We start from the raw sequence: 25,650 nt of genomic DNA, 5'->3' as shown, positions 1-25,650 counted from the left end.
GATAAAAGCCAAACCGTCGAGTTTGGCTTTTTTTATGGCTCATCGAAATAAGTTAAAGCACTAATTCACTGCGACCCGTTGCCACCATATGGATGATCCCTTGTTCGATACGTAAACATGCCATTTTTGCAGCATCAGGGACGGATAGGCCAGCAATGAGTTGTGCCGTCAGTTCCGCCCCAAATAAATCACCTGTTCCCTTTGGCGTGACAGGGTAACGTTTATGGCGGATCACGGCGACATCATCTTTCGTCACACAGACCACTTCAATATTATCGTCATCAGGTTGGAAGGCACTGGTAATAATGACCCATTGTGTATGGCCTTTTAATAAGCTGCGAGCGGCAATAATCGCTTCGTCTAAGTCATTAACCTGCTGCCCACTTAAGGTCATCAATTCGAATTTATTCGGGATAATGCCTGTTGCTAATGGGATCACTTTGTCACGATAGACATCCGCAATTTCAGGTGGAATATAAAAACCGCTATCTTCATCTCCCATTACTGGGTCGACAATGACTGGTAATGTAGGGCGCTGTTCACGCACTTTTTCCAGCCAATCTGCTAAATCCCGCGCTTTGTCTGGTGAACCTAAATAACCCGTTAGAATTGACCTGACGGAGTCTAAGCTACCGCGTTCCACAAAACCGTTTAAATAGCCCCGAAACCATTCCCCCGGTAATTCACCACCATAGCAGGTTGGATAGTGAGGAGTATTACTTAATACGACGGTTGGAATTGCAGCAACACGTAAACCTTGCTTGGTCAGTGCAGGAACGGCGATACTGTTTCCCACACTGCCATAAATCACTTGGGATTGAATAGATACGACATCATAAGGGAGTGGCGTTGCGTCTGCGGCATTTTGAAAGCTATTGGAGGTTAGGCTGAAGGTGTTCATGTCTCTCTCTTTGGTGTAACTCAATCATATGGTTACTATAAGAAGCTTGTTCCTTTAGCTTGTCAATGTGAAAGATCAAACAGCGCACGCATTGGGCTAGCAAAGTCAAAAAAGTGGTAAAAATAAATTTTTTTATTAAAAAACACTAAAAGAAAATGTCGAAATAACGGTTGGATATTCGGTTGAAGCTTGATGGCTCTAGGGTTAGTTAGCATATTAATGAATAAGTATGCATATTTTTATGCAATATAAAAGGTGTTTGTATTCATTGACTTAATAAAAAAGGCATGCTAAAAATAAGCTGTAATCAACTATCAACATGAGGGTTCGGAGTAAATTGGGTGGATGTCCGCCTGATGAAAAGAATAAGATATCATGCTTAGCTCAACTAGCGGCAAGATCAGCAAGTCCCAAAAAAGAACGACACACAGGCTTTTCCTTTCAGCTATCCTTTCCAGTGAACACTACTGGTGTGGTGCATTATAGCGTCTCTCTCGAATATTCATTTTGCTGAATAAAATCAGCATCGTATTGTTTTTATTTGAATTTTCAACAACTGCGTTAACGCTTTCTGTTTGCATGATCTGTACAAAAAACAGGCTGTGACGCGGCTGTATATAGAGAGATATTATAATGATTTATTGGATATTTTTAATATTAGCTATCGTAACTGAAGTTATTGGTACCTTATCAATGAAACACGCCAGTGTGAGCGGCGATTTCACCGGTATGGTGGTCATGTACGTGATGATAGCCACTTCTTACATTCTTCTTGCTATCGCGGTAAAAAAAGTCGCATTAGGTGTTGCTTACGCACTTTGGGAAGGTATCGGTATTTTGTTTATTACTACCTTCAGCGTTATGTGGTTTGGCGAAACCTTGTCACCAATGAAAATAGGTGGATTAGTATTACTGATCACCGGTATTGGTCTGATTAAATCAGGAACCAAAAAAGCAACAGTTCGCGGATCGGCTCAAAAAGTAAAACAAGCCACTCAACATGCGGTCAACGCAGCCAAATCAAGTGCTTTAGTTGGACGCGAAGCTAAGTCGGAGGCGTAATATGGCCAGTCATTTTGAATGGTGGCATGCTGCGTTTTTGATCCTAGCCGTTGTATTGGAAATCATTGCGAATATCTTGTTAAAAATGTCGAATGGCTTTAAACGATATTGGCTTGGGATCCTCTCGCTGGTAGCCGTACTGGGGGCATTTAGCTCTCTCGCACAAGCGGTAAAAGGTATTGAGCTATCCATCGCTTATGCGCTCTGGGGGGCATTTGGGATCATCGCAACAGTGGCAGCAGGGTGGATACTGTTTAACCAACGGCTGAATTATAAAGGCTGGGGTGGAATAGTGTTGCTGTTGTTAGGCATGGTGCTGATTAAGATGTCCTAATGCGCGTTATATTTTGTGCTGTAGCATTGTTGGCTGCACTTGCTAATCCAAGTCACATACTACTGTATGCTCCTTGGGATTAGCGCGATTGCCGCCTAGCTACACCACAAACAAAAAAGGGCTTACCAAAAATGGTAGCCCTTTTTTCTATGAGGACGTTGGCTTAATCAATTGCCGCAACAACTTTGATTTCAACTTTGTATTCGGGTTTCATCAGTAGGGCTTGAACCGTACAGCGAACAGGTGCGCTACCTGCGACAACCCATGCATCCCATGCTTGGTTCATTCCCGCAAAGTCCGCTTTATCCGCAAGGAAAATAGTGGCATCAAGAATTTTACTCTTATCAGAACCGACACGCTCTAACATCACGTCAATAGCGGCTAATGTATTCGCGGTTTGAGCGACAATATCCGCATCCAAATTTTCGGGAACACTGGTGTAATAAATCACATTATTGTGAATAACAGCTTCAGACCAACGATTATCGGGGTCAATACGTTTAATAGTCATAATTATTCCTTATTATTTATTCTGTTCAAGGATAGCAGCTTGCGGACGGGATGAAAATCGCTTGATCAATGAAACCATAATTAGAACAGCACAGAGGAATAACTCATGGTAAAGTGAGCGTCTTATTTTTGCTGACAAATAGGTTTTTGTAGTGCACGACGACTTTTCTGCTGACGGCTTCTTGGCTAAAACAATTTCAGGCTTTCAACCGCGTGCCGCGCAGGTGACGATGTCTAATGCAGTCACAGAGGCCATTGAACAACAACATGTTTTAGTTGCAGAAGCGGGTACTGGAACAGGGAAAACCTATGCGTATTTAGTACCAGCGCTAAGAAGCGGTAAAAAAGTGATTGTTTCCACGGGGTCAAAAGCACTGCAAGATCAACTTTATCACCGTGACCTGCCAACGATTATTAATGCGATGAATTACACCGGGCGCACAGCTTTACTAAAAGGGCGCTCGAACTACTTGTGCTTAGAACGGTTAGATCAGCAATCACTAGGTGGCGGGAGCTTAGAGCCGGAAATTTTATCCGCCGTGGTGCGATTGCGCAGTTGGTCTATTGAATCTGAGCTAGGTGATACCAGCACTTGCCATGATATTGCAGAAGATAGCCCAGTTTGGCCGCTAGTCACTAGCACCAACGACAACTGCCTTGGTAGTGACTGCCCGCGTTACCAAGAATGTTTTGTGTTAAAAGCGCGCCGAAAAGCGCTAGAAGCGGATGTCGTGGTGGTTAACCATCACTTGTTTATGGCGGATCGTGTCGTTAAAGACACTGGGTTTGGGGAGTTGATCCCACAAGCCGATGTCATGATCTTCGATGAAGCCCACCAAATTCCTGATATTGCTAGCCAATATTTTGGGCAACAACTCAGTAGCCGGCAGTTACTCGATCTTGCTCGCGATATGATAATGACCTATCGCACGGAATTGAAAGACCAAGTTCAACTGCAAAAAAGTGCGGATAGACTAACACAGAGTACTTTAGATTTTCGCTTGAATTTGGGGGAAAACAGTTTCCGTGGCAATTTGCGTGATTTATTAAAACTGAATGAAGTTCAGCGTGCCTTAACCTTGCTCGATGATTCCTTAGAACTTTGTTATGAAGTCATTAAAACGTCGTTAGGGCGTTCCCAAAGTTTAGACTCTATTTTTGAGCGTGTGACTATTTACCGTAACCGATTGAATCGTTTAAAAGATGTCACCATTCCCGGCTACAGTTATTGGTTCGAAAGTTATGGACGTCATTTTTTACTTGCGTTAACGCCCCTTACAGTTGCAGATAAATTTAGCGAAATGATAGCGGGTACGCCAGCGACCTGGGTGTTTACCTCTGCGACGCTGTCTGTGAATGAAAAGTTGAGCCATTTTACGGATCGTTTAGGGCTCACTAAAGCAAAAACGTTGTTGTTAGCCAGTCCTTTTGATTACGAAAGCCAAACGATGCTGTGTGTCCCGCGTTTTCTGCCTGAACCAAATCAACGGGGTAGCGCGCAGAAGTTGGCAACCATGTTGCGGCCGTTGATTGAAAAAAATCAGGGGCGCTGTTTTTTTCTCTGTACGTCTCACTTAATGATGCGAGAGCTGGCTGAAGAGTTCAAAGCCTCGTTGACCCTGCCCGTGATGATGCAGGGGGAAAGCAGCAAAAATAAATTACTTGCACAGTTTATTGCCGCAGGTAATGCGGTGTTAGTCGCGACGAGTAGCTTTTGGGAAGGCGTAGATGTGCGTGGTGATGAGTTAACCTGTGTGATCATCGATAAACTCCCCTTTACCGCGCCCGATGACCCACTATTAAGAGCGCGCATTGAAGATTGTGAACTGCGAGGTGGTGATCCATTCGCGGATGTGCAATTACCTGATGCGGTGATCACCTTAAAACAAGGGGTGGGGCGTTTAATTCGTGATACCAGTGATTACGGGGTGATAGTGATTTGCGATAATCGCTTAGTCACGCGTCCTTATGGTGAAGTATTTTTGCGCAGCTTGCCGCCTTCACCACGGACACGCAGCTTAACCAAGGCGATAAATTTTCTCGCGGAAAAAAAGGCACAGGCCGCCGCGAAATAACTGCGTGTTTTTCTGCAATCCTGTCGGCGGTTTATGCTACTATAAGCCGCATCTTTCAATTGAAATCTGTTAATTTGCCGGAGTTTAGGCATGTCGAGTCGTATTCTTGCTGTCGATACAGCAACTGAAGCCTGTTCTGTCGCACTATTATGTGGTGATGACATTATCTCACGTTTTGCTATTTCACCTCGCGAACACACGCAAAAAGTTTTACCGATGGTCGAGGAAGTGCTAGCAGAGGCGGGTGTCACTTTAAATCAACTAGATGCACTCGCATTTGGCCGCGGGCCGGGAAGTTTTACCGGTGTGCGTATTGGTGTGGGCATTGCTCAAGGTTTAGCACTCGGAGCTGATTTACCGATGATTGGCGTGTCATCGCTGATGACCTTGGCGCAAGGGGTATTTCGTACAACCAACCAATCAAACGTGCTGGTGGCGATAGATGCCCGTATGTCTGAAATCTATTGTGCACAGTATTCACGTACTGCTGAGGGTGTTTGGCAGGGCGAAGAAACAGAAGCTGTCTTATTACCTGATGACTTTAAAACCAAATTTGCTGGTATTTCAGGGCAATGGAGTTATGCAGGAACAGGGTGGGAAGCATATCCATCATTACTAGACGGTTATGAATCTCTCAATAACAGCCAAATAACCCTGCCTGCTGCACAAGATATGCTGCCTATTGCTGTGAAATTATGGCTTCAAGATAAAACCGTTGCAGTTGAAAATGTGGAGCCGACCTATTTACGTAATGAAGTGACGTGGAAAAAACTTCCAGGCCGCGAATAAGTCTAACGACAAAACCATTAAAATAAACAGGCTATTTTTCACAAATAGCCTTTTTTTGATGGATAAAAAAACACATCGAATCCTTCATAAATATAGGATATGATTAATAAGTATCCTATTTACATCTATCCGATTTAACATATCGTGTCTTCTTTGCTACAGACTATTTTAAACCGTATGACCTGAATTTATACTGTTGCTAATCGGAGGTAGTCTATGAACATTGAATTAAACTGCCGTAATGCACTGAAAGGCCTTTTTATTGCAAGCGTATTAGCACTAACCGGGTGCGTTTCGATACCTGCATCAATTCAAGGGTCAGTGAAAAATCCAGCAGATAGCTTAACATCTGTACAAAATGCACCTGAAATGTATATTGGTCAGGAAGCGCGCTTTGGCGGTAAAGTACTCGCCGTGGCGAACGAGCCTACCCGGACGCGTTTAGAAATTGCGGTGATGGCACTAAGTAAATATGACGCTGCGCCTGAACTCAATGCGCCATCTATTGGCCGTATTTATGCCTATATTAATGGCTTCCGTGAGCCAAGCGACTTTACGAACCGTTATGTGACTGTTGTTGGGAAAATTACCGGAGAACAGCAGGGGAAAGTTGGGCAAGTTCCTTATAAATATGTCACTTTAGATGTGACAGGCTTCCAACGTTGGAATGTCGCACAAAGCGTGATGATCCCACCATCAGGCCCATGGGGCTACGGCTATTATGGTGACCCGTACTACTATAATCACCCTTGGGGTTATGGTTACGGTTATCCGGGAGGCCCTGCACAAGTCCATACCTACCTAACTGAATAATCATCAATTTCTGTTAAAGCTGGCATTCATGTACTGAATGTCAGCTTTATTATTAGGCATAATTTGTCTCATTATGATGGATAATGAATAATATTATAAAATTCCACATCTGCCTGATGCCGATTAATGTACGTATGCTCTTGATCAGCATTGAAGCGTAAACATTCTCCAGCCGCGACATCTTTTATCTCACCATTAATTGAAATTGATACGGAATCCTTTAAAGGCAATATGTCTTCAACCACGCCCTTATCATGGGCGCATGATGAGTGAATAGAATTTGCTTTTAATGTGATCTTTAATATTTCATAGCCGAGAACATCGCAATAAGGCTTAATATTTTTGACTGAAACGGTTTCATCTTCATGTTGCATTGTCCCGTCATTACCTGGTTCTAAGGGGATGAATTGACTTAATGAAGTATGAAATCCCATCGCTATTTTCCAGAGAGTCAAGACGGTAGGATTACTTTCTTCTCGCTCGATTTGACCTAACATCGCTTTGCTGATCCCTGTTTCTTGGGCCGTTCTATCTAAACTCCAGCCCTTTTCTTTGCGTATTGATTTTAGTGTTAACGCAATATGGTTTAGGAGAAATGACATCGATTACCTCTATTAATCTTGTGCGTTATAACATACACTGATTTCCTTGTGCATTATAACGCACAAAAGACTACCAGCCAATGTTCAATTAAACAAATAAATAGGGGCAAAATGTGCGCGCAATACTGCTTGGCTTACTGGCTTCATGCTTTTTTTCCTCAGCCTTTATCTTTAATCGGGCAATGGAGGTTGGAGGGGGAAGCTGGTTATGGAGTGCTTCCTTGCGTTTTATTTTGATGGCACCAATTCTGTTTTTCATTATTGCGATAAGAGGGCAATTAGCTGCCAGTATGCGGCATTTATCTCAACATTTCTGGGCGTACCTTATCTGGAGTACTGTGGGTTTCGGCTTGTTTTATGCTCCACTTACATTTGCAAGTGTATATTCACCAGGATGGTTAGTCGCGGGTAGTTGGCAAATTACCATTATTGCAGGTTCCTTATTATTACCCTTTCTTAGTAAAACATCGGCTCAAAAAAGAATTCCTTGGAAGGAGCTAAAATGGTCATGTGTGATTATCATTGGCGTATTTTTAATGCTTTGGGAACAAATCACGCAAGTGAGTGTATTTACTGTTCTTGCGGGTTTTTTACCCGTGGTATTGGCTGCATTTATGTATCCATTAGGTAACCGCAAAATGATGCAAATTTGTGACGATGAAATCAAAACACCAGAAAGAGTATTCAATATGACCCTTGCAAGTTTGCCGTTTTGGTTACTTATTTCACTTTATGGGGGGATAGCTCATGGAGTGCCATCAATGGCTCAACTTTCTTATTCGTTTATTGTCGCGTTATTTTCGGGGGTCATTGCAACATTGCTCTTTTTTTCTGCAACAAATAGCGTGAAAAATCAGCCAAATCAGCTAGCAATCGTAGAAGCAACACAGTCAGGTGAGGTACTTTTTACTCTATTTGGTGAAATGCTGCTTTTAGGCTCACAATTACCCTCGACTACAGCGCTATTAGGCGTTTTTTGTATTATTTTGGGTATGGCCATTCATAGTATGATATCAATGCAAGCAACAAACAATTTAGCTAAGAACCAAATAGCATTAGATAAAAATACGTAAATAATCCATCAAAAGGTATTTTATTTCTTATTAGCTTACAATTATGATGCTTACAAGTTGAATTGGTTGCAGATTCTTCTGATAACACCTCCAAAATTAGTCAAGTTCAGTGTATAATTAGGCATAACTTATGCAGATTAACATCTGATTAACGAAATTTAAGAAAACAGGGCGGCGGATGCCGCCTTATTTTTTCTTGAAGGGACTAAAATTTATTTAGTGATAGACCTCTCAACCTTGACATTGTCTGTTTTTCAAACTGGTACAATGAGTTAATAATTTGTTAAGGAGACGTTGGGTATAATAACTTCACTAAATTCAGGAGCAACATTTTGGAAAAAATCTGGCTAAAAAATTACCCTGCTGATGTGCCGGAAGAAATCAATCCTGATCGCTTCGCTTCTTTAGCAGAGTTACTGGAAAACGCGGTTTCTCAATATGCCGATCAGCCTGCTTTCATTAATATGGGCGCAGTGATGACGTATCGGAAATTAGAAGAAAGAAGCCGTGCCTTTGCTGCCTACTTACAAAATGGACTGGGACTTAAAAAAGGCGACCGTGTTGCCTTAATGATGCCTAACTTATTACAGTACCCAATTGCTTTATTTGGAATATTGCGAGCGGGAATGGTTGTGGTGAATGTAAACCCACTCTATACCCCAAGGGAGTTAGAACATCAGCTTAATGATAGCGGCACAACCGCGATTGTGATTGTCTCAAACTTCGCCTCTACGCTTGAAAAAATCGTTTATAATACCAAAGTTAAACATGTGATTTTAACCCGTATGGGGGATCAACTATCGCGGCCGAAAGCGACAATTGTTGATTTTGTCGTTAAATACGTAAAACGCTTAGTACCCAAATACAATTTACCCGATGCCATCTCGTTTCGCCGTGCTATGCATTATGGTTACCGGATGCAATACATTAAACCCAATATTTCAGGTGGTGATTTGGCCTTCTTGCAATATACCGGGGGGACCACTGGGGTGGCGAAAGGGGCGATGTTAACCCATCGCAATATGTTAGCTAACCTAGAACAAGCAAGAGCCGCATATGGCCCTGTATTGAAATTTGGTGCTGAGTTCGTGGTGACAGCGTTACCGTTGTACCATGTGTTTGCGTTAACCGTAAATTGTTTGCTTTTCATCAACGTGGGGGGCGTTAATTTACTGATTACTAACCCACGGGATGTACCTGATACCGTCAAGCAGCTGGGGCGTTATCCTATCACTTCAATAACTGGGGTTAACACGCTGTTTAATGCGTGGATCCACAATGCTGAGTTTCAAAAGTTGGATTTCTCACGCTTGAGATTGTCAGTAGGCGGTGGGATGCCTGTGCAAAAAGCGGTGGCTGAAAAATGGCAACAATTGACAGGCAAACACTTACTTGAAGGTTATGGCCTAACTGAGTGCTCGCCGTTGGTGACAGGGAATCCATATAATCTTACGGCATACAGTGGTAGTATTGGTTTACCGGTTCCATCAACCGATGTGAAATTTCTTAATGATGAAGGCCAAGAAGTTCCTCTGGGTGAGCCCGGTGAAATGTGGGTAAAAGGCCCGCAGGTGATGAAAGGGTATTGGAATCGCCCAGATTCTACCGCTGAGGCAATCGTTGATGGTTGGATAGCGACAGGCGATATCGCAGAAATCGACAGTGAAGGTTACATCCGCATTGTCGACCGCAAAAAAGACATGATCATTGTTTCAGGGTTTAACGTCTATCCTAATGAAATTGAAGATGTTATTGCAACTCACCCTGATGTTATTGAATGTGCGGCGATTGGCGTACCTAGTGAAAGCACTGGGGAAGCCGTGAAAGTTTTTGTTGTCACGAAAAATGCGAATTTGACGGGGGATGAGCTAAAAACATTTTGCCGTCGTTCATTAACCGCGTATAAAGTGCCTAAAATATTTGAATTTCGTGAAGAATTGCCTAAATCAAACGTTGGAAAAATCCTACGAAAAGACTTACGCGATGAAGAAAAATTGAAAAGAAATAAGTCACCCGCCTAAAAGTGATTTAGAATGTATAAATATAACGAATAGATGACGCCGGTTTATACCGGCGTCTCTGTACTGAAAATAGACAAAGAGAAACGTGTTTTGAATTATCGTTTAGTGACCACAGATAGCGAACTCGCTCAAATATGCCAAGAAGCTAACGATGCACCTTGGCTTGCACTGGATACTGAGTTTGTTCGTACAAGAACATACTATCCTCAATTAGGTTTGCTACAGTTGTATGATGGAAAGCAAGTTTCGTTGATTGACCCACTTTCAATATCAGATTTCAGCCCTTTTAAAGCGCTGCTGATGAATCCAAATCAGCTTAAATTTTTACACGCTGGTAGTGAAGACCTTGAAGTGTTTATGCACGATTTTGATTGTGTACCAGAGCCTATGATTGATACTCAAATCGTTGCGGCTTTTTTAGGGTACCCAATTTCATGTGGCTTTGCGTCATTGGTTGCAGAGCACCTTGGTATTGAGCTGGACAAAAGTGAATCACGGACAGATTGGCTAGCACGTCCGTTAAGTGAGAAACAATGTGACTATGCCACTGCGGATGTGTTGTATTTATTGCCATTAGCTGAAATTCTCATGCAGAAGGTTACTGAAGCAGGGTATTTAGACGATGCGAAAGATGAATGCCAGCGTGTAGTTGCGCGTCGCCAAAAAGCGCTGAAACCAGAAAAAGCGTACTTAAATATCCGTAATGCGTGGCAGTTACGTGACGAGCAACTTGCTTGTTTACAACTGCTCGCTGATTGGCGTTTGAACCAAGCCAAAGCACGGGATATGGCAATTAACTTTGTGGTGAAAGAAGAACATTTATGGAAAGTTGCTCATTTCCTACCGACTTCCCTTGGCGAGCTAGATAACCTTGGTTTGACAGGGCAAGAAATTCGTTGCCATGGCAAGCGCTTGCTGAGCATTGTTGAGCAAGCTAAGAAGCTAGATGCAAGCCAATATCCAGCACCAGTGGCGAATATTACCGAACAAAGCCAATATAAAAATGTCTTTAAAGAAATTAAAGCCGTAGTTAAAGATATTGCTGAAAATGAAAAGTTTAATGCAGAGTTATTAGCATCAAGACGCCAAATAAATCAGTTATTATCTATTCATTGGGGGATTAAGTCTTCCAGCACACCACCTGAATTATTAGCAGGTTGGCGCGGTAAATTACTGGCTGAACCACTTACTAAATTATTGTCGAGCTTGTGATTTAAATTTAGTCTGAAAATGGCATGCCAAAAAAGGAATAATTAACGTTATTCCTTTTTTTATTTTTTATTCTTATTGGTTTTCATATAACTATCAATTTGATTATATAAATTATTAAAAAATAAATAATGAAAGGCATATTTGTATTTTAGGTGCACCTTAATATACTCGATTCGATTTAATTGAAAAGCTAACAGAGGTTAGCCTGAAATAGTATCAATCTGATTATAGAAAAGGATGAGTATATGACGAAAGTATCAACCGTAATATCAGTTGCTTCATTTATATTTTTACCTGCAATGGGAATGGCTGATGTTTTATCTCAACAAAGCCAAAGTTATAACCAAGGCAAGACAGACATTGACGTTGGTAAAACACAGTATGAAGGTGGCGGGGACGTGAAAGAGGGTGACCCCGGTTTAGGTTATCGTTTCGTGACAGAAGGCATCACAATTTCATTATCAGAGCTAAAAGAGAAAGCCACTAAAGCAGCTAATGGTGTTTATATCATAGATAAAGCAGAAGATTATCACGGCAGCATAGGTAGGTTTAATTTTACACAAGTTGCAGACGCCGAAATCTATTATGGGGATTGGTCTCAAACCGGCGATATAGCGGATTCAAAGCACACCGCGTTTTATTCTGGTAAAGAAATAAGCAACGATATCCCAATAGAAGGCCAAGCCAGTTATACAATCAGTGGTGTTAACCAGTATGAAAGTAGCAGTAAAATGCCCGGCACATTCTTGGTTAATTTTGGACAAAAAACGTACGAAGGCACATTGGATGGGCAACTGGCTAACATCAAATTTAGTGGTGAAATTGGTGAGAACGGTAAATTTTCAGGTGTTGCACTTGCTAATGACCAAGCCGAAGGCATAAGTGCTGGACAGTTATTTGGGCAAGATGCTGCACAGGTCGCAGGTATTACTAGCTTTGCAGGAAATCACCAATACGATACAGCATTTGGTGGCGTCAAAAATTAAGTTATAGATAAATTAATTATATTCAATGGGCGAATAATACTTGCCCATTTTTATTTTAAAAGATAGGTATGTTGAATCCTTATTATTAATAAACCAATTCCAAATTTCAAAATGAACTTAGTCTTAAAAACTTATCTATTTAAGTAAAATACTAACTCTAAATTTTAATTTATACCCATTAATACTATGCGGGATATAAAGTAATTTATTGAAATAAAAATAAAATAAAACTCTCTGTGAATTAATTATTTAAATTCAAATTATAATTAACCTATTTGTAAATGAAAATCATTTTCATATACTTGATCTCGGCTTAATGGAATGACTAAAGAGAGTTAGTCATTAATATGAGGATTTACCTCGTTATATCCTAAATAAGGAAATACAAATGAAAAAATTAACATTAGTTGTATTAATGGCGTCATTATCAGGGGCTTCTACCAGTGTATTTGCAGAGGCCACATCACAACAAAGCCAAAGTTATACTGACGGTGTTGTCGATATTCGTATCGATAAAACTGAGGCAATGGGGGGGCCTCATGGTGGAGTTGCGGGTGCACCGGGTATCGGTTATCGCGGTACGCATAATGGTAAGACAATCGCATTTTCAGGTTTGAAGATGATGTCCACGCAAAAACCTGATGATGTGTATCAGTTAGAAAGCAGCGGCGGCCACCATGTCAATATGGGTAAATTCCAATTTAGCCAAGTTGCAGATGCCGAAATCTATTATGGGGATTGGTCGCAAACTGGGGTAAATGGCGATAGCACACATACCGCTTATTTTTCAGGTAACAATGCGAGTACCGAGGTTCCCACCAATGGAAGCGCAGTATATAACATCGAGGGGGTTAACCAATTTGATGGTGAAGGTAAGTTAACAGGTACCTTTAATGTCGACTTTGGTCAGAAGTCGTATGAGGGCTTACTGGAGGGGAATGAATTAAAGCAATCCATGGAGGGGGACATTCTTGAAGATGGTAAGTTTGCAGGAACAGCTAAAGCCATTTCCCATGATTCTATTTCAGGGCATAGCATGGGACAATTCTTTGGGGATAATGCGGAGCACGTCGCCGGTATCACCTCATTCAAAGATAATCATGAGTTAGACACCGCATTTGGTGGCAAAAAAGCGAATTAATTATTGCTAAATAACCATTGTTAAATATGTAAGAGTAAAAAGTAGGCACAATGCGTTGCCTACTTTTTATTTTATAAAGGTAAACTATATATGTTTAATATTGTTAAAGTTGGAATTAATTTTTGTATTATGATTTTATCATCTTGCTTGTCTTTTTTTGTTTTCTCTCAACCTGAAAAACAAAAACCTTTTGTTGATATTTTAAATAAAGCAAATAATCACAATCAACAACGCTCTCATTATTTAGAAGAAAATAATCAAAAAAACATCGACGAAATGGGTTTTCTCCTTTATGATTTCCTGCGTAAAAAAGAGCTAAAAAAAATTGATGCAATAATTAATGAATATATACGCTATCAACAGCATGATAAAAACTTGGTGAAATTTATTTTCGCCGAAAAAGAAATAATAAAACGAAATTATGATAAGGCAATATTGTATTATCAAGAAATATTGGAAGATAAACCAAATACACTCGCTGTTGAATTAAAACTCGCACGGGTTTTATTTGATATTAAACGCGACCAAGACGCGTTATCGGTATACCAAGGGATACGGCTTAGTTACAAAAATAAATTACCGATAAGAATAGAAAGATTTGTTAATCAGCAAATAACCTACTTACAGAATAAAAACAGTTGGCAAGGCGCAATCAAGTTTGGTTCCAGTTATAATTTGAATTTAAATGAGGCATCAAATAAAAATAAACAACATTGTGCTTATCGAATCTGTATGGGCAGTGGGAGTAAACCGATAGCAGGTGGGAAATGGCAGTATAGCGTTGACGTTTCCAAACGATACCCAATATACCAGCAACATGCGGGCAAATGGCTACTGGGTGGTTCTGGTATCGAGCCCATGAAAGATATAACAAGTCGGAGAAATAGCCTATTTATTGGTGGGGGGTATCAGTTTGAGGATGACGTTAAAAAAGTGGAGTTATTCCCTGTGTTCAAAACACACTGGTGTGATAACCAATTTCGACATGCAAGTGTCGGTATTAAATCGGCAATAGGCTATTCGTTAGATGAACAAGTATCATTATCCGGTTATTTATCAGTCGATAAAAGTTACCATATTGCTAATTATGATTTTAATGATGGCCTTGAAGTGTCTTACTTTCTAATGGGGCGACATATAATAACCCCAAGTACAGTATTATCATTAAGCTTTCATGGCGAGAATAGGGATAAAAGGTTATCCAGTGACAGCTATCAACAACAGGGCGTTAAAGCTGATATTTTAAAGTATTATGATCTATTCGAACTATTAATAAGTACGGGGTATAAGAATACGCAGTTTAAGTCCTTTGACAGAAGTATTAATGTTAAAAGGGAAGACCATAATTGGTATTTAAATACACAGTTATCACTCAGAAATAAAAGTATCTTTAAATTTACTCCATCTATCTATTTTAATAATCAATTAAACAAAAGCACAGCGGATGTTATTTATTCTTTTAAGCAAAGTGAAGTCGGTGTCAATTTTATTAAGCGATTCTAATTTTCACCGGAAGGATTAATGAAAGTAAAGACAGTAATAGCAATCAATATTGCGACAGGGTTATCCTTATGCTGTATGCCAAGCGTATTATCTGCACAACTACGTGAAGATATTGGTGCCATTCAGGTTAATGACAAAGCCAATACGATCAAACAGCGGGATAAAAAAAAGGCGGATGAACAGTACGATAAAGATGAATCAAACATCTATATTGGTAAAGAGGAAGTGGAACGTTATAAAGGCACCAACCCCGCGGATACCATTAACCATGCCGTTGGTGTTTACAGCGGTGATGCACGTAACAGTGGCGCATTAGACCCGAATGTCCGTGGGATACAAGGGCAAGGGCGGGTTCCTGTGACCGTTGACGGCACGGAGCAAGCGATCACAGTTTGGCGGGGCTATAACGGGGCGAACAACCGTAATTATATCGACCCTAATATGATTAGCAGTATTTTGGTAATGAAAAGCGCAACATTAGACCGTGATGTGCGCACATCAACAGGGGGCGGCATTGCAATCAGTACAATAGGTATTGATGATGTAGTCAACCCTGATGACAAATTTGGTTTTGATATTAAATTAGAAACCAGCAGTAATACCACTAAGCCAAGGCTTGGTACATTAAACCATGGTATAGATTACCGCGACGATAAACTTTTTTTGACTCTTTAGATTATCAAACATTTCGTGGTATTTATTTTCAAGACCAAGAGATATTAGTTAAGCCACACGCTAAGGGCAGTGCCAATTTTTTTAATTTACAAGATAACGCAGCACGTATTGCCGTTGGAACACGGCAAGACAAATTCAATATTACGCTGGCATACAGTGTTCGCCATCAAGGTAATTATTTTGCGGGAAGCCGTGGGGCGGAGCAATATGATGAAGAGATGATTACCTATAACGGCAATTATGGCAAAAAACAGATTGACCCTTATATTCCTTTCGCGGCTAAAGTTTATGGTTCAAATAAAGAGGTCAGTAATACTTCAGCGGAAATGTCGACATGGTTAGCCAAGCTAAATTTTATGTTGCCTCACGGGCAAGATGTGTCCTTTGGCTATTACCGAACGGGCAGTCATTATGGCGAGATAATGCCATCCAAAATCCGCTACCATGATTTGAATGGCAAAGTGGTCCAATGGCCTTTAGCTAACCTCGCCTTAAATACGTTTTATGCAAATTATGCATTTAAGCCAGAGACGCATAATTGGGTGGATTTTCGTTTAAGTTATTGGTTAACTCGAACAGATTTAAATTCAAATACAGCTGGAGGGCAGCCGAGAGAGCCCTTTGATAGAGATTGGCAGTATGAGTTTAAGAGCCAGAACAAACCAAGAGACCCCAATATTGATGGAATATTAGTCGATGGCATTAAATTAAGTCAGCTGAATAACCGCCACGGTGTCTCACTTTCGAATAAATTCCAGCTTGCCCCAGACTTTAGCCTAACATTGATGGGCAATTTAATTGATGAGCGTATAGACAGCCGAGTTGATGTTTATAGCTCACGCACGACCCCTAAATCAGGCATGTTTAGAGCCGTTCCACGGGAAGGCCAGCGCAGGGAATATAACGGCGCAGTTAGGTTGGATTGGCAGCCCACAGATTGGTTAAAGTTTAATGCAGGGGCACAATACATTAGCTATTGGTCGAAAGATACCTTAAAAGAAAGGCGAATGGCAGCCAAAGATGAACGGTTTGCCTTAAATAGTGAAAAAACGGCAAGAAACTTCCAGTTATCCCGTGTACTGACACCTGAAGAGTACCAAAAAATTCAGAACTACGTTAATAGAAAAGGGCAGACATTTGAAGAACTAAGAGATGACAGAACATTTGATAGATTAAAACTGGTTGAAGAAGCATTAGGCATGCCAGCTCGTTCTTTAGAATATGCAACGTTTTGGCGTGGAAGGGGAGATAAAAAAGACTTGGAGTTTCGAATTTTAGAAGCAAACCGAATAGTTAAATGGCAGGCGGATGAAAATAAACGCTTTACCCGTAAAAATAACCCTTTTTATAACGGCGAAATAGATTTAAAAGAAACGGTTGTTGACCCTGTCACACAGCTTACCGCCCTAAAATACAGGGCTAGGGATGCACAAAATGGTTGGGATGAAATTAAATTCACGGGTGACGAACGGTTTAGACCACCAAAAAGAAAGGAAGACGCTGCGTGGGCACCTGCATTAGGGGCAACTATTTATGTGACAGAAAATGACCGTATTTTTGCACGTTATTTAGAAACGGTCAGAATGCCCAGCATTTTTGAAAGCACTGTCGGTTTTTCTGGAGGCTCAGTGTATAACTATATTGCCCCCACATTTTTACCCGAGCGCAGCCACACCATAGAGCTGGGTTATGTGCGTAATTTCCAAGAGTTATTGAATGCACAAAACCACGCCGATTTACGAGTCAATTACTATAGTACCGTAGTGGCGAATGCCTTTGATCGGGATATGGACCTAAACTTTACCCAAGTTGATAAACACAATACGGCAGGGTTAGAGCTACTTGCCCGTTACGATAACGGGGCTGTTTTTGGTGATATTGGCATTGATTACCGCTTAAAAAATGAGGTGTGTGACCAAGTCAATTTTATGTTGATGGACCCTAAAAATGAATTTGGGGGCTCTGAATGCATAACCGCAGGTTTCCCCGGTGGTTATTTGCGTACTCAATTACAGCCGAAATACAGCATCCATGCCAATTTTGGTCTGCGTTTCTTAGATGAAACACTAGAAGTTGGCAGCCGTATGCGTTATCACAGCACGGCCAAAAATGAAGACGAAGCGGAATTTATGGATAAATACCCGTATCAATTTATGCCGTTAAATAACAGCCCAATGCGTTGGAATGCGGTGTTTACGACGGATGCTTACGCAAATTTCCATGTGAATAAAAATCTATCGTTGGAGTTTATTGCAACAAACCTTCTGGATGAATATTACATTGACCCACTGACGCGCAGCATGATGCCAGCACCAGGGCGGGCTTTCCGCTTTAGTGTGACCAGCAAATTCTAACTGCAAGCCCTTTGTACCTCGGTATAAGGGGCTTTTTATTGGAATGTAAAATGACGAATTCACGTTTTCTATTTGCCATAATTGGTTCTTTAGCACTGCATGGTGGGCTGGTGTATTACCACATATTGAATCACAGTGATTCGAGCAAAATCATGATGCCAATAAATGCGCCGGTTATCGCCATCGCAGTGACCCAAGCAGTGATTGAGAAACATATCGCTAAGGTGGAGGAGATTGTTGAGGACAGTGGCGGGGCAATTCATTCACCTATTGAGGTCGATAAAGCCGTTATTGAGGTAGCTAAAGCGCGCAGTGAGAAAGCCAAAGACGGTCAATCGTCTAAAAAGCCTATTAACCCCACAAAGCCAGAGAAACCGCGCAAGATTGAGCCTAAAAAACGCATTGAAACGGAGGAAAAAGTAAAAAAAGACCAAACTGATGAAATTGAGCAGCAAGCAAAGTTGGGGGATAGCCAAGCTGAATCTGTCGCCAGTGGTGAATCGGGGACGCAGAAAAATTCAGTTGCGGGGGAAAATATTACGGATATTCGGCTCGCATATTTAGCCAAAGTGCGCAATGAATTAGAACGCCATAAACAATACCCACGGCGAGCACGGGCGATGCAAATTCAAGGTGCTGTTGTGGTGCATTTTCAAATTACGCAACAAGGTGATTTGGTGAATGCCACGATAGTTAAATCTGAGCGCAGTGAAATATTGGGAAAGGCGGTGCTTGATGCAACAAAACAGTATAAATCGGTAGGGGAAAGGCCTGCGGGTGTATCTCCGTTAGTAAGCTTAGTGATCCACTTTAATTTAGATAAATAAAACCAATAGGTGAACGTTGGCGCTTGGCGCCAAAGAATGGAGGAATATTTAACGTAAAAGCAAGCCGCCATACAACATAGCGGCTTCTTTGCGAATTATTTTTCTGTTGTTGTGGTTTTAATTTCGTCACCTTCTGGTAGCGTGACGTTTAACTCAAGAACAGAAATATCATCGTCTTTTTGTTCAAATTGTACGGAGAGCATCTCAGGGTCAACTTGAACATATTTACAGATGACTTGCAAAATATCACGTTTCATATCAGCAAGATATGCGGGTTCGCTATCACCGCGGCGGCGTTCCGCAACGATGATTTGTAATCGCTCTTTTGCGATATTCGCTGTCGTCTTTTTTCTCGACAGAAAGAAATCCAATAAAGCCATTATTTACCCCCCAAATAGGCGTTTTAAGAAGCCTTTCTTCTCTTCTTCAATGAAACGGATAGGGCGATCTTCACCTAAAATACGCGCGACACAGTCGTCGTAAGCTTGGCCTGCTTCAGATTCTTTATCTAGAATAACAGGTTCACCTTGGTTAGATGAGCGCAAGACAGATTGATCTTCTGGAATAACCCCAATTAATGGAATGCAAAGGATTTCCAGCACATCTTCCATACTTAACATATCACCGCGAGTAACACGACCTGGGTTATAACGCGTCAGTAGAAGGTGTTCTTTTATTGGGTCTTGGCCTTTTTCTGCACGACGTGATTTAGAGGCTAAGATGCCTAAAATACGGTCAGAGTCACGAACTGAAGACACTTCTGGGTTGGTGGTAATAATCGCTTCATCAGCAAAATACAGCGCCATTAATGCACCGCTTTCAATACCCGCAGGTGAGTCGCAAACAATAAAATCAAAGCCAAGGCTATCACTGAGCTCATCAAGGATTTTTTCAACGCCTTCACGGGTTAGTGCGTCTTTATCGCGCGTTTGCGAAGCAGGTAAAATAAACAGATTTTCGGTACGTTTATCTTTAATCAAGGCCTGATTTAGCGTTGCATCACCTTGGATAACGTTGACGAAGTCATAGACAACCCGACGTTCACACCCCATGATGAGGTCAAGGTTACGTAGACCGATATCAAAATCGATTACGACGGTTTTTTTCCCTTTTTGTGCTAGGCCAGTTGCTATGGCCGCGCTTGAAGTGGTTTTACCAACGCCACCTTTACCAGAAGTCACTACAATTATGCGTGCCATGAATAATTCCTTGTAAATAAGGTCTAATTTAAATATTCGATGTTAAGTTTGTTATCAACTAAACGAAGTTTAGCTGCTTTGGCGAGAAATTCAGCAGGGATTTGATCGCTCAGCCAATATTCACCTGCAATAGAGACCAACTCTGCTTGCAAATGAATACAATAAATCTGACTTTCCGTATCACCAGAAGCACCTGCTAAGGCACGACCCCGCATCACACCATATATATGAATATTACCATCTGCTAACAGTTCTGCACCTGCACTCACGTTACTTGTGACGATAAGATCACTATTTGGTGCGTAAATACGTTGCCCAGAACGAACAGGGGTATTGATAATTCGAGTCTTACGATAAACCGGCTCATTTTGGACTGCGGCAACACTTGCCTCAGTCTGAATTTCAACAGGTTTCTGGCTTTTACCTTCACTTAATATCGGTAAGCCAGCTTCATTGGCTTTTTGGCGCAATAAAGGGTCTGTACACCCACTAACCCCAACAATGCGCAATCCCGCAGAAACCACAGATTTATGAATGCTGTATAAATCTGCCTGTGCAGTTAATTCTGCAATATTGATAACGACAGGAGCATTTTTAAAGAAATCAGGGGCTTGGTTTACTTTATCTTGCAGCGCTTTTTTGATGAGTTTAGGCTCTTCACTGTGTAAGTGAATAACTGAAAGAGTAAAACTGCTGCCTTTAAGTTCTATTGGCGATTGTGGCATCTATCTAGACTCAGCAAATTAAAATTTCCGAAACAATCCTCGGGCGAAGATATTCTGTAAAACAATAGCATGTTATAGTTACTGTATTCTTCAAGCAAGCTAATGAACTAAGAAAAAGAGTTAAATATAATGATTTGTGCAATTTATAGAAGCCCTAAGCGTGAGCAAACCTATCTTTATGTTGAAAAGAAAGATGATTTTTCACGCGTTCCTGAAGAGTTATTAGCCCAATTTGGAACACCTCAATTCGCCATGGTGATTGCGTTAGATAAGCGTGAAAAGCTTGCTAATGCTGACTTGGCGCGAGTTAAGGCTGACTTACAAGAAGTTGGTTATTATTTACAATTCCCGCCTCCAGTGGAGGATCTACTTTCAGAACATAAAGAGCTTAATATTTAAAGCAATTTAAGAAAAACCTGAAAAAACTTGAGTGTTCTGGAGGATACGAATGAAACCAACGTTATTATATACATTAGTCGCTGGTTTGCTTTTAGCAAGTTGCTCGACAAAACAACATGAAACAGTTGCAGCTCAACCGATTACGGCAGAACAAAATGCCGCGATTATCCAAGAAGTTGCTGCACTTGATAAAGCGTTTCCTATTGAACAGCGTGAACCTTCGCAATTCCCTGCTTATGTGGAATTATTGAAAGAACATGCTATTGCGCAAGGGATCAAACCCGCTACGATTGAACGTGGTTTCGCCAATATTCATTTTATAGAGCGCGTGGTAAAAGCGGATAAAGGGCAGCCTGAAAAAAGAGCAACTGTCACATTAGCCAGCTACTTAAAAAATGTTCTTCCGCAATCACGTATTAATGCGGGATATGATAAGTATATTGAAAACAAGGCACTACTTGATTCAATTAGCCAAAAATATGGTGTTCCACCACAATTCATCGTCTCACTATGGGGACTTGAAAGTGGGTTTGGGCGCTCACAAGGCAAGGAAGATGTCATTTCAGCACTCGCCACGTTGTCTTTCGAGGGACGTCGTGAAGCGCTTTTTAGCAAGCAATTGCTGGCGGCGCTTGAGATAATGGATAAGGGCTATATTCCTGAAGACCAACAATTAAAAGGCTCGTGGGCAGGTGCGATGGGTCAAAGCCAGTTTATGCCAACATCCTATTTCTCCTATGCGGCAGATGGTGATGGTGATGGGAAAATGGATATTTGGAATAATAAAGCGGATGTTTTCGCATCAATCGCCAATTATTTATCAACAGAAGGTTGGCAATCCCAATTACCATGGGGTTACCAAGTCAGTTTGCCGGCGGACTTTAACCGAGCTCTAGAAGGCGTTAAAGCAGAGCAAGGTAAAACCGTCAGTGACTGGCAGCAATTAGGGGTTAAATTACCTGCATTTGCACAACTATCACCGGATGTAAAAACATGGGTTGTTATTCCGGATGATCCTGAAGGTAGAACATTTTTAGTGACTGAGAACTTTCGCACCATCATGCATTGGAACCGCTCATACTATTTTGCATTGAGTGTTAGCTTGATGGCCGATGGCATCGCTCAAAAAATACAATAACGATAATAGGAGTTACCCTTATGTATCAACATCGTGACTGGCAAGGTGCTTTACTTGATTTTCCAGCAAACAAAGTTGTTTGTGTAGGTAGTAACTATGCCAAGCATATCAAAGAGATGGGCTCAGCAGTACCCGAAGAGCCTGTCATTTTTATCAAACCTGAAACCGCACTTTGTGATATCACTCAATCAATTGTTATTCCAAAAGATTTGGGCGAGGTTCACCATGAAGTCGAAATGGCAATCCTGATTGGTATGCCGTTAAAAAATGCGGATGAAGACCGAGTTTCCCGTGCTATTGCCGGTTATGCTGTTGCACTGGACTTAACATTGCGTGATTTACAGGCAAAATTTAAGAAAGCGGGTCAGCCTTGGGAAAAAAGTAAAGCATTCGATGGCTCATGCCCAATTTCTGGGTTTATTCCTGTCAATAATCCAAGTGAACTGCAAAATGTTCAGCTATCACTGGAAATTAATGGGGAAATTCGCCAAGAAGGCTCAACGCGTGATATGATCACCCCGATTTTACCTCTTATTAGCTATATGTCCCGCTTCTTCACATTACGTGCAGGGGATGTCATTTTGACAGGGACCCCAGAAGGTGTCGGTCCATTGGCCTCTGGTGATATGTTAAAGCTATCGATTAATGACCACTCGCTGACTACTCGAGTTATTTAAGTATAGGATTAATAAGTATTATGTCGCAGTTCTGGCAGGTTAAGACACTAGATGAAATGACAGATGATGAATGGGAATCTTTGTGTGATGGATGTGGGCAATGTTGCTTACATAAATTAATGGATGAAGATACTGATGAAATCTATTTCACCAATGTGGCTTGCAATCAATTAAATTTAAAAACCTGCCAGTGCAAGCATTATGAAAATCGCTTCGAATATGAAGCGGATTGCATCAAACTCAATCGTTATAATTTAGAAACTTTTGAGTGGCTACCAACGACGTGTGCTTATCGCTTATTACTTGAAGGAAAAACCTTACCTGCTTGGCACCCGTTAAAAACGGGTTCCAAAGCCGCAATGCACAATGAAGGTATATCTGTGCGTCACATTGCCGTCAGGGAAATTGATGTGGTCGATTGGGAAGACCACATCATGAATAAGCCAAAGGGTAGGGGTTAACTCATTGGTTTTATTCAGTTAAGTTATTATCTATTTAACGCTTGGGGCATGAGTGGGGGCATTTTCTTCAAAACTTTGGTTTAGTAATGCTATCTGACTATCATTTTTATCAGACATCCATTTTCCATATACTGTATATAAAGCGTAAACAAATAACTAATTCAAACCAACCCACTCCGGTGGGTTTTTTATTGCTTGAATTTAATGTGTCATTGGTTATTTAGTCTATTTCTGACTGCAAAGTATCACCTAATAGAATAGCATTACTTAAACTAACTTAAATTAGATAGGGAAGTTAATGAAAAAATTATTGCTAACAGCTACCGTGGCTCTATTATCCTTTGGCTCATACGCAAGTGAAGGAAAGGAATATACAGCTGAACAATTACACAAGATGATAGATAGTAAAGAATACCCAGCAGTTTCAGCATACAAAGAAACGGGTAGTGGAGAGATGGGGGATATTAAGTCATGTAAGGAAAGAGTAGTAAGTAGGTCTGTTAGTTTCTCAGAATACCCAATTACAGTCGAGCGTGACATTGAAAATGAAGTTTATGAATCAACTGTGTGGATGCCATTAAAGGCACAAAAAGTTATTTGTGAGATTAAAGATGGAAATGCAAGAGGGGTGCAGTTGGATGCCTCGTATGAGTAAGCGAGTAACATAGAGTTTTTCATCCAACTTGACCTGCTTCGGCAGGTTTTTTATTGTCTGAAATCTGCATCTATCCTAGTATTCACGTACTTAACTAAAATATGGTGATGTATGAAAAAGGGAATTATTGCAGGTTTATTAACACTTGCTTGTTTTAATGGGTATGCAATAGAGGCAAGTACTGAAGCAAAAGCCCCGTTTGGCTTGGAGTGGGGACAACGTTTTGAAGACGTTGAGAAAGTTGAAGATATTGATTTAAGTAATTGCAAAAGCATGGGTGGGTATAAAGCGTGTGAGATAGATTTCTTCCTTGAGGGCCAAGAACCTTTCATGCCATGGACTAGTAATGCCATGCTGACGTTTAAAAATAACAGGCTAATATCAGTTGTGAACTCATATCCTGTGAGCGAATTTAAAAAGAGTGATTGTGGCAACATACCTAAAGAGATTAACTATTTATCAAGTCTAGGTATCGATACGGCGCAATTAACAGAGTTTAAAAAATCCTGCCGTGATTTTGAAAATAAAAGCATGAAGAAAATTATAAAGACAAATTATGGCTCTGTTGAATTTGCAGTAACAAAGGTTCCTTTTGCAGGCGTAATTGGTTACACCTTTTATAAACTAGACGGCGAATAGAATTTGCACTCCCGGTACGCTAACATTACTGAAACTAATTGATGGGATGGTGAGATGAAAAGGATAAACAGGTATCACGAAAATGACTTTATTGCCACTGAAAGCGATATTGTTCTCGATAGTGATGAGGTTACTGTATCAATAAAGAACGATATTGTTATTGGTTTAGAACCAGAGCAAGTCGTCAACTTTGAAAGCTTGAAGGGATTTATAGTTGAAATTAGCAGAAATATTCCTAATTTTGACAATCAAGTTCAAAGGTACTTTTACAACATCGACAAAGAGCCTGACTTTCCTCATAACTTGTCAGTTATTTATATAGAAGATAACTCTGCAATATTGGATTACTGGTCTGAGGAAGTAAATAATCAATTTACCATGACATTCCAATACAATAATGGCATATGGAAGCTAATAGATGCAAACGGTAGAAAACCTGATTGAGCAACTATATATCTAGCCCGTCCTTGGGCTAGGTGGTTATTTTTTGTTGGGTATATCATCATCCTCATGGATGCTCCCGCGCTCAACCATTTCTTGGTATAGTTTCAGTCTCTGTAAAACTACCTTGTTAAATGTCTTTCCAGTTTCTTCTGCTTGGGCCATAAGCGCATCGTATACGCCTGTGGGGAAATGAAACCAATGGTCGGTTTCCCTTTTCGGCCTTTGGTGCATCTATGGAGAAATTAGTTTCATCCCCAGTAGCTAACCACTCATATGGAACAGATAGCACTTCCGCAAGGGCTGCAATTGTCTTTGGACGAGGTTTATTTACACCAGATTCGTATCTTGATATTTGAGCAGGAGCAATCCCTGTTAACTTAGCTACCCAATCTTGAGTGTAACCAAGCTCAGCTCGTTTTCTTGTTAACCTGCTAG

At 40.9% G+C, this 25,650-nt stretch carries 27 protein-coding genes and 1 pseudogene; 21 read left to right on the top strand and 7 right to left on the bottom strand.

Annotation, left to right across the window (positions count from 1 at the left end; translation table 11 throughout):
- Positions 1-52 precede the first annotated feature (52 nt).
- Complete coding sequence (gene pdxK, locus AC4IFT_RS02560; protein ID WP_490750551.1) at positions 53-901, bottom strand: pyridoxine/pyridoxal/pyridoxamine kinase; 849 nt, start codon at positions 899-901, stop codon at positions 53-55.
- A 633-nt stretch (positions 902-1,534) separates the two neighbouring features.
- Here pdxK and mdtJ point away from each other — a divergent pair.
- Both mdtJ and mdtI read left to right on the top strand, forming a co-directional pair.
- Entirely contained in the window at positions 1,535-1,963 is a 429-nt protein-coding gene (gene mdtJ, locus AC4IFT_RS02555; RefSeq protein WP_206084191.1) for a multidrug/spermidine efflux SMR transporter subunit MdtJ, read from the top strand.
- 1 nt (position 1,964) lies between these two features.
- Positions 1,965-2,297, top strand: a complete 333-nt coding sequence (gene mdtI, locus AC4IFT_RS02550) for a multidrug/spermidine efflux SMR transporter subunit MdtI (RefSeq protein ID WP_042843883.1) — start codon at positions 1,965-1,967, stop codon at positions 2,295-2,297.
- Between the two features lie 163 nt (positions 2,298-2,460).
- Here the strand turns inward: mdtI and AC4IFT_RS02545 are convergent, their stop codons facing one another.
- Positions 2,461-2,808: a RidA family protein gene (locus AC4IFT_RS02545; RefSeq protein ID WP_110591678.1), complete on the bottom strand. Its 348-nt coding sequence runs from the start codon at positions 2,806-2,808 to the stop codon at positions 2,461-2,463.
- Between the two features lie 151 nt (positions 2,809-2,959).
- On the opposite strand from AC4IFT_RS02545, the gene yoaA reads away from it, so the two are divergent.
- The 3 genes from yoaA (at position 2,960) to AC4IFT_RS02530 (ending at position 6,484) form a co-directional block, all read left to right on the top strand.
- On the top strand, positions 2,960-4,882 hold the full coding sequence (gene yoaA / locus AC4IFT_RS02540; protein WP_490750550.1) for a DNA repair helicase YoaA: 1,923 nt from the start codon (positions 2,960-2,962) through the stop codon (positions 4,880-4,882).
- Positions 4,883-4,972: 90 nt separating this feature from the next.
- A complete protein-coding gene (tsaB, locus tag AC4IFT_RS02535) occupies positions 4,973-5,671 on the top strand; it encodes a tRNA (adenosine(37)-N6)-threonylcarbamoyltransferase complex dimerization subunit type 1 TsaB (RefSeq protein WP_490750549.1) in 699 nt (232 codons plus the stop codon).
- 216 nt (positions 5,672-5,887) lie between these two features.
- Entirely contained in the window at positions 5,888-6,484 is a 597-nt protein-coding gene (locus AC4IFT_RS02530) for a Slp family lipoprotein (protein WP_490732493.1), read from the top strand.
- 71 nt (positions 6,485-6,555) lie between these two features.
- Here AC4IFT_RS02530 and AC4IFT_RS02525 read toward each other — a convergent pair whose 3' ends face one another.
- Entirely contained in the window at positions 6,556-7,086 is a 531-nt protein-coding gene (locus tag AC4IFT_RS02525) for a helix-turn-helix domain-containing protein (protein ID WP_490732495.1), read from the bottom strand.
- Between the two features lie 113 nt (positions 7,087-7,199).
- Between AC4IFT_RS02525 and AC4IFT_RS02520 the strand changes: the two genes are divergently transcribed.
- The 9 genes from AC4IFT_RS02520 to AC4IFT_RS02480 all read left to right on the top strand — a co-directional run bounded on the left by AC4IFT_RS02520 (position 7,200) and on the right by AC4IFT_RS02480 (position 18,878).
- Positions 7,200-8,159 (top strand): DMT family transporter, encoded by a 960-nt coding sequence (locus AC4IFT_RS02520; protein WP_490750548.1) that lies wholly within the window; start codon positions 7,200-7,202, stop codon positions 8,157-8,159.
- A 332-nt stretch (positions 8,160-8,491) separates the two neighbouring features.
- A complete protein-coding gene (gene fadD, locus AC4IFT_RS02515) occupies positions 8,492-10,180 on the top strand; it encodes a long-chain-fatty-acid--CoA ligase FadD (protein ID WP_219248341.1) in 1,689 nt (562 codons plus the stop codon).
- Between the two features lie 90 nt (positions 10,181-10,270).
- Positions 10,271-11,392, top strand: coding sequence for a ribonuclease D (gene rnd, locus AC4IFT_RS02510; protein ID WP_490732833.1), 1,122 nt, complete (start codon positions 10,271-10,273; stop codon positions 11,390-11,392).
- Between the two features lie 245 nt (positions 11,393-11,637).
- Entirely contained in the window at positions 11,638-12,378 is a 741-nt protein-coding gene (locus AC4IFT_RS02505; RefSeq protein ID WP_490750547.1) for a Slam-dependent surface lipoprotein, read from the top strand.
- A gap of 388 nt (positions 12,379-12,766) precedes the next feature.
- The gene (locus AC4IFT_RS02500; RefSeq protein WP_490750546.1) at positions 12,767-13,519 is read left to right on the top strand and encodes a Slam-dependent surface lipoprotein; all 753 of its coding nucleotides are present in this window, start codon (positions 12,767-12,769) and stop codon (positions 13,517-13,519) included.
- Positions 13,520-13,609: 90 nt separating this feature from the next.
- Positions 13,610-15,022 (top strand): surface lipoprotein assembly modifier, encoded by a 1,413-nt coding sequence (locus AC4IFT_RS02495; protein ID WP_490750545.1) that lies wholly within the window; start codon positions 13,610-13,612, stop codon positions 15,020-15,022.
- An 18-nt stretch (positions 15,023-15,040) separates the two neighbouring features.
- Entirely contained in the window at positions 15,041-15,697 is a 657-nt protein-coding gene (locus tag AC4IFT_RS02490; protein WP_490750544.1) for a TonB-dependent receptor plug domain-containing protein, read from the top strand.
- A gap of 218 nt (positions 15,698-15,915) precedes the next feature.
- The gene (locus tag AC4IFT_RS02485) at positions 15,916-18,051 is read left to right on the top strand and encodes a TonB-dependent receptor domain-containing protein (protein ID WP_490750543.1); all 2,136 of its coding nucleotides are present in this window, start codon (positions 15,916-15,918) and stop codon (positions 18,049-18,051) included.
- A gap of 50 nt (positions 18,052-18,101) precedes the next feature.
- Positions 18,102-18,878: an energy transducer TonB gene (locus AC4IFT_RS02480; RefSeq protein ID WP_490750542.1), complete on the top strand. Its 777-nt coding sequence runs from the start codon at positions 18,102-18,104 to the stop codon at positions 18,876-18,878.
- A 95-nt stretch (positions 18,879-18,973) separates the two neighbouring features.
- On the opposite strand, the gene minE is transcribed toward AC4IFT_RS02480, so the two are convergent.
- Genes minE through minC form a run of 3 tightly spaced genes read right to left on the bottom strand, consistent with a single transcriptional unit; the run spans position 18,974 to position 20,802 of the window.
- Positions 18,974-19,258: a cell division topological specificity factor MinE gene (gene minE, locus AC4IFT_RS02475; RefSeq protein WP_206084203.1), complete on the bottom strand. Its 285-nt coding sequence runs from the start codon at positions 19,256-19,258 to the stop codon at positions 18,974-18,976.
- Between the two features lie 3 nt (positions 19,259-19,261).
- Positions 19,262-20,077: a septum site-determining protein MinD gene (minD, locus tag AC4IFT_RS02470; RefSeq protein ID WP_490732507.1), complete on the bottom strand. Its 816-nt coding sequence runs from the start codon at positions 20,075-20,077 to the stop codon at positions 19,262-19,264.
- A 23-nt stretch (positions 20,078-20,100) separates the two neighbouring features.
- On the bottom strand, positions 20,101-20,802 hold the full coding sequence (gene minC, locus AC4IFT_RS02465) for a septum site-determining protein MinC (RefSeq protein ID WP_490750540.1): 702 nt from the start codon (positions 20,800-20,802) through the stop codon (positions 20,101-20,103).
- Between the two features lie 129 nt (positions 20,803-20,931).
- Between minC and AC4IFT_RS02460 the strand changes: the two genes are divergently transcribed.
- From AC4IFT_RS02460 to AC4IFT_RS02430, 7 genes are all read left to right on the top strand, one after another.
- Positions 20,932-21,201, top strand: coding sequence for a YcgL domain-containing protein (locus AC4IFT_RS02460; RefSeq protein WP_219248329.1), 270 nt, complete (start codon positions 20,932-20,934; stop codon positions 21,199-21,201).
- Between the two features lie 49 nt (positions 21,202-21,250).
- Positions 21,251-22,339 (top strand): lytic murein transglycosylase, encoded by a 1,089-nt coding sequence (locus AC4IFT_RS02455; RefSeq protein WP_490750539.1) that lies wholly within the window; start codon positions 21,251-21,253, stop codon positions 22,337-22,339.
- Between the two features lie 20 nt (positions 22,340-22,359).
- A complete protein-coding gene (locus AC4IFT_RS02450) occupies positions 22,360-23,016 on the top strand; it encodes a fumarylacetoacetate hydrolase family protein (RefSeq protein WP_490732513.1) in 657 nt (218 codons plus the stop codon).
- 20 nt (positions 23,017-23,036) lie between these two features.
- Positions 23,037-23,477 carry a cysteine cluster protein YcgN gene (ycgN, locus tag AC4IFT_RS02445; protein ID WP_490732515.1) on the top strand — a complete coding sequence of 147 codons (441 nt, stop codon included), beginning with the start codon at positions 23,037-23,039 and terminating at the stop codon, positions 23,475-23,477.
- A gap of 298 nt (positions 23,478-23,775) precedes the next feature.
- Positions 23,776-24,132, top strand: a complete 357-nt coding sequence (locus tag AC4IFT_RS02440; protein ID WP_490750537.1) for a hypothetical protein — start codon at positions 23,776-23,778, stop codon at positions 24,130-24,132.
- 111 nt (positions 24,133-24,243) lie between these two features.
- Positions 24,244-24,771 carry a hypothetical protein gene (locus tag AC4IFT_RS02435; RefSeq protein WP_490732519.1) on the top strand — a complete coding sequence of 176 codons (528 nt, stop codon included), beginning with the start codon at positions 24,244-24,246 and terminating at the stop codon, positions 24,769-24,771.
- A gap of 54 nt (positions 24,772-24,825) precedes the next feature.
- Positions 24,826-25,215 (top strand): hypothetical protein, encoded by a 390-nt coding sequence (locus AC4IFT_RS02430; protein WP_490732521.1) that lies wholly within the window; start codon positions 24,826-24,828, stop codon positions 25,213-25,215.
- Between the two features lie 127 nt (positions 25,216-25,342).
- On the opposite strand, the pseudogene AC4IFT_RS02425 reads toward AC4IFT_RS02430, so the two are convergent.
- A pseudogene (locus AC4IFT_RS02425) lies at positions 25,343-25,642 on the bottom strand (helix-turn-helix domain-containing protein); the annotation flags it as partial.
- Positions 25,643-25,650: the final 8 nt, after the last annotated feature.

The organism is Providencia sp. UF-183 (assembly GCF_058246155.1).
This window is presented reverse-complemented; position numbering and strand designations above follow the sequence as displayed.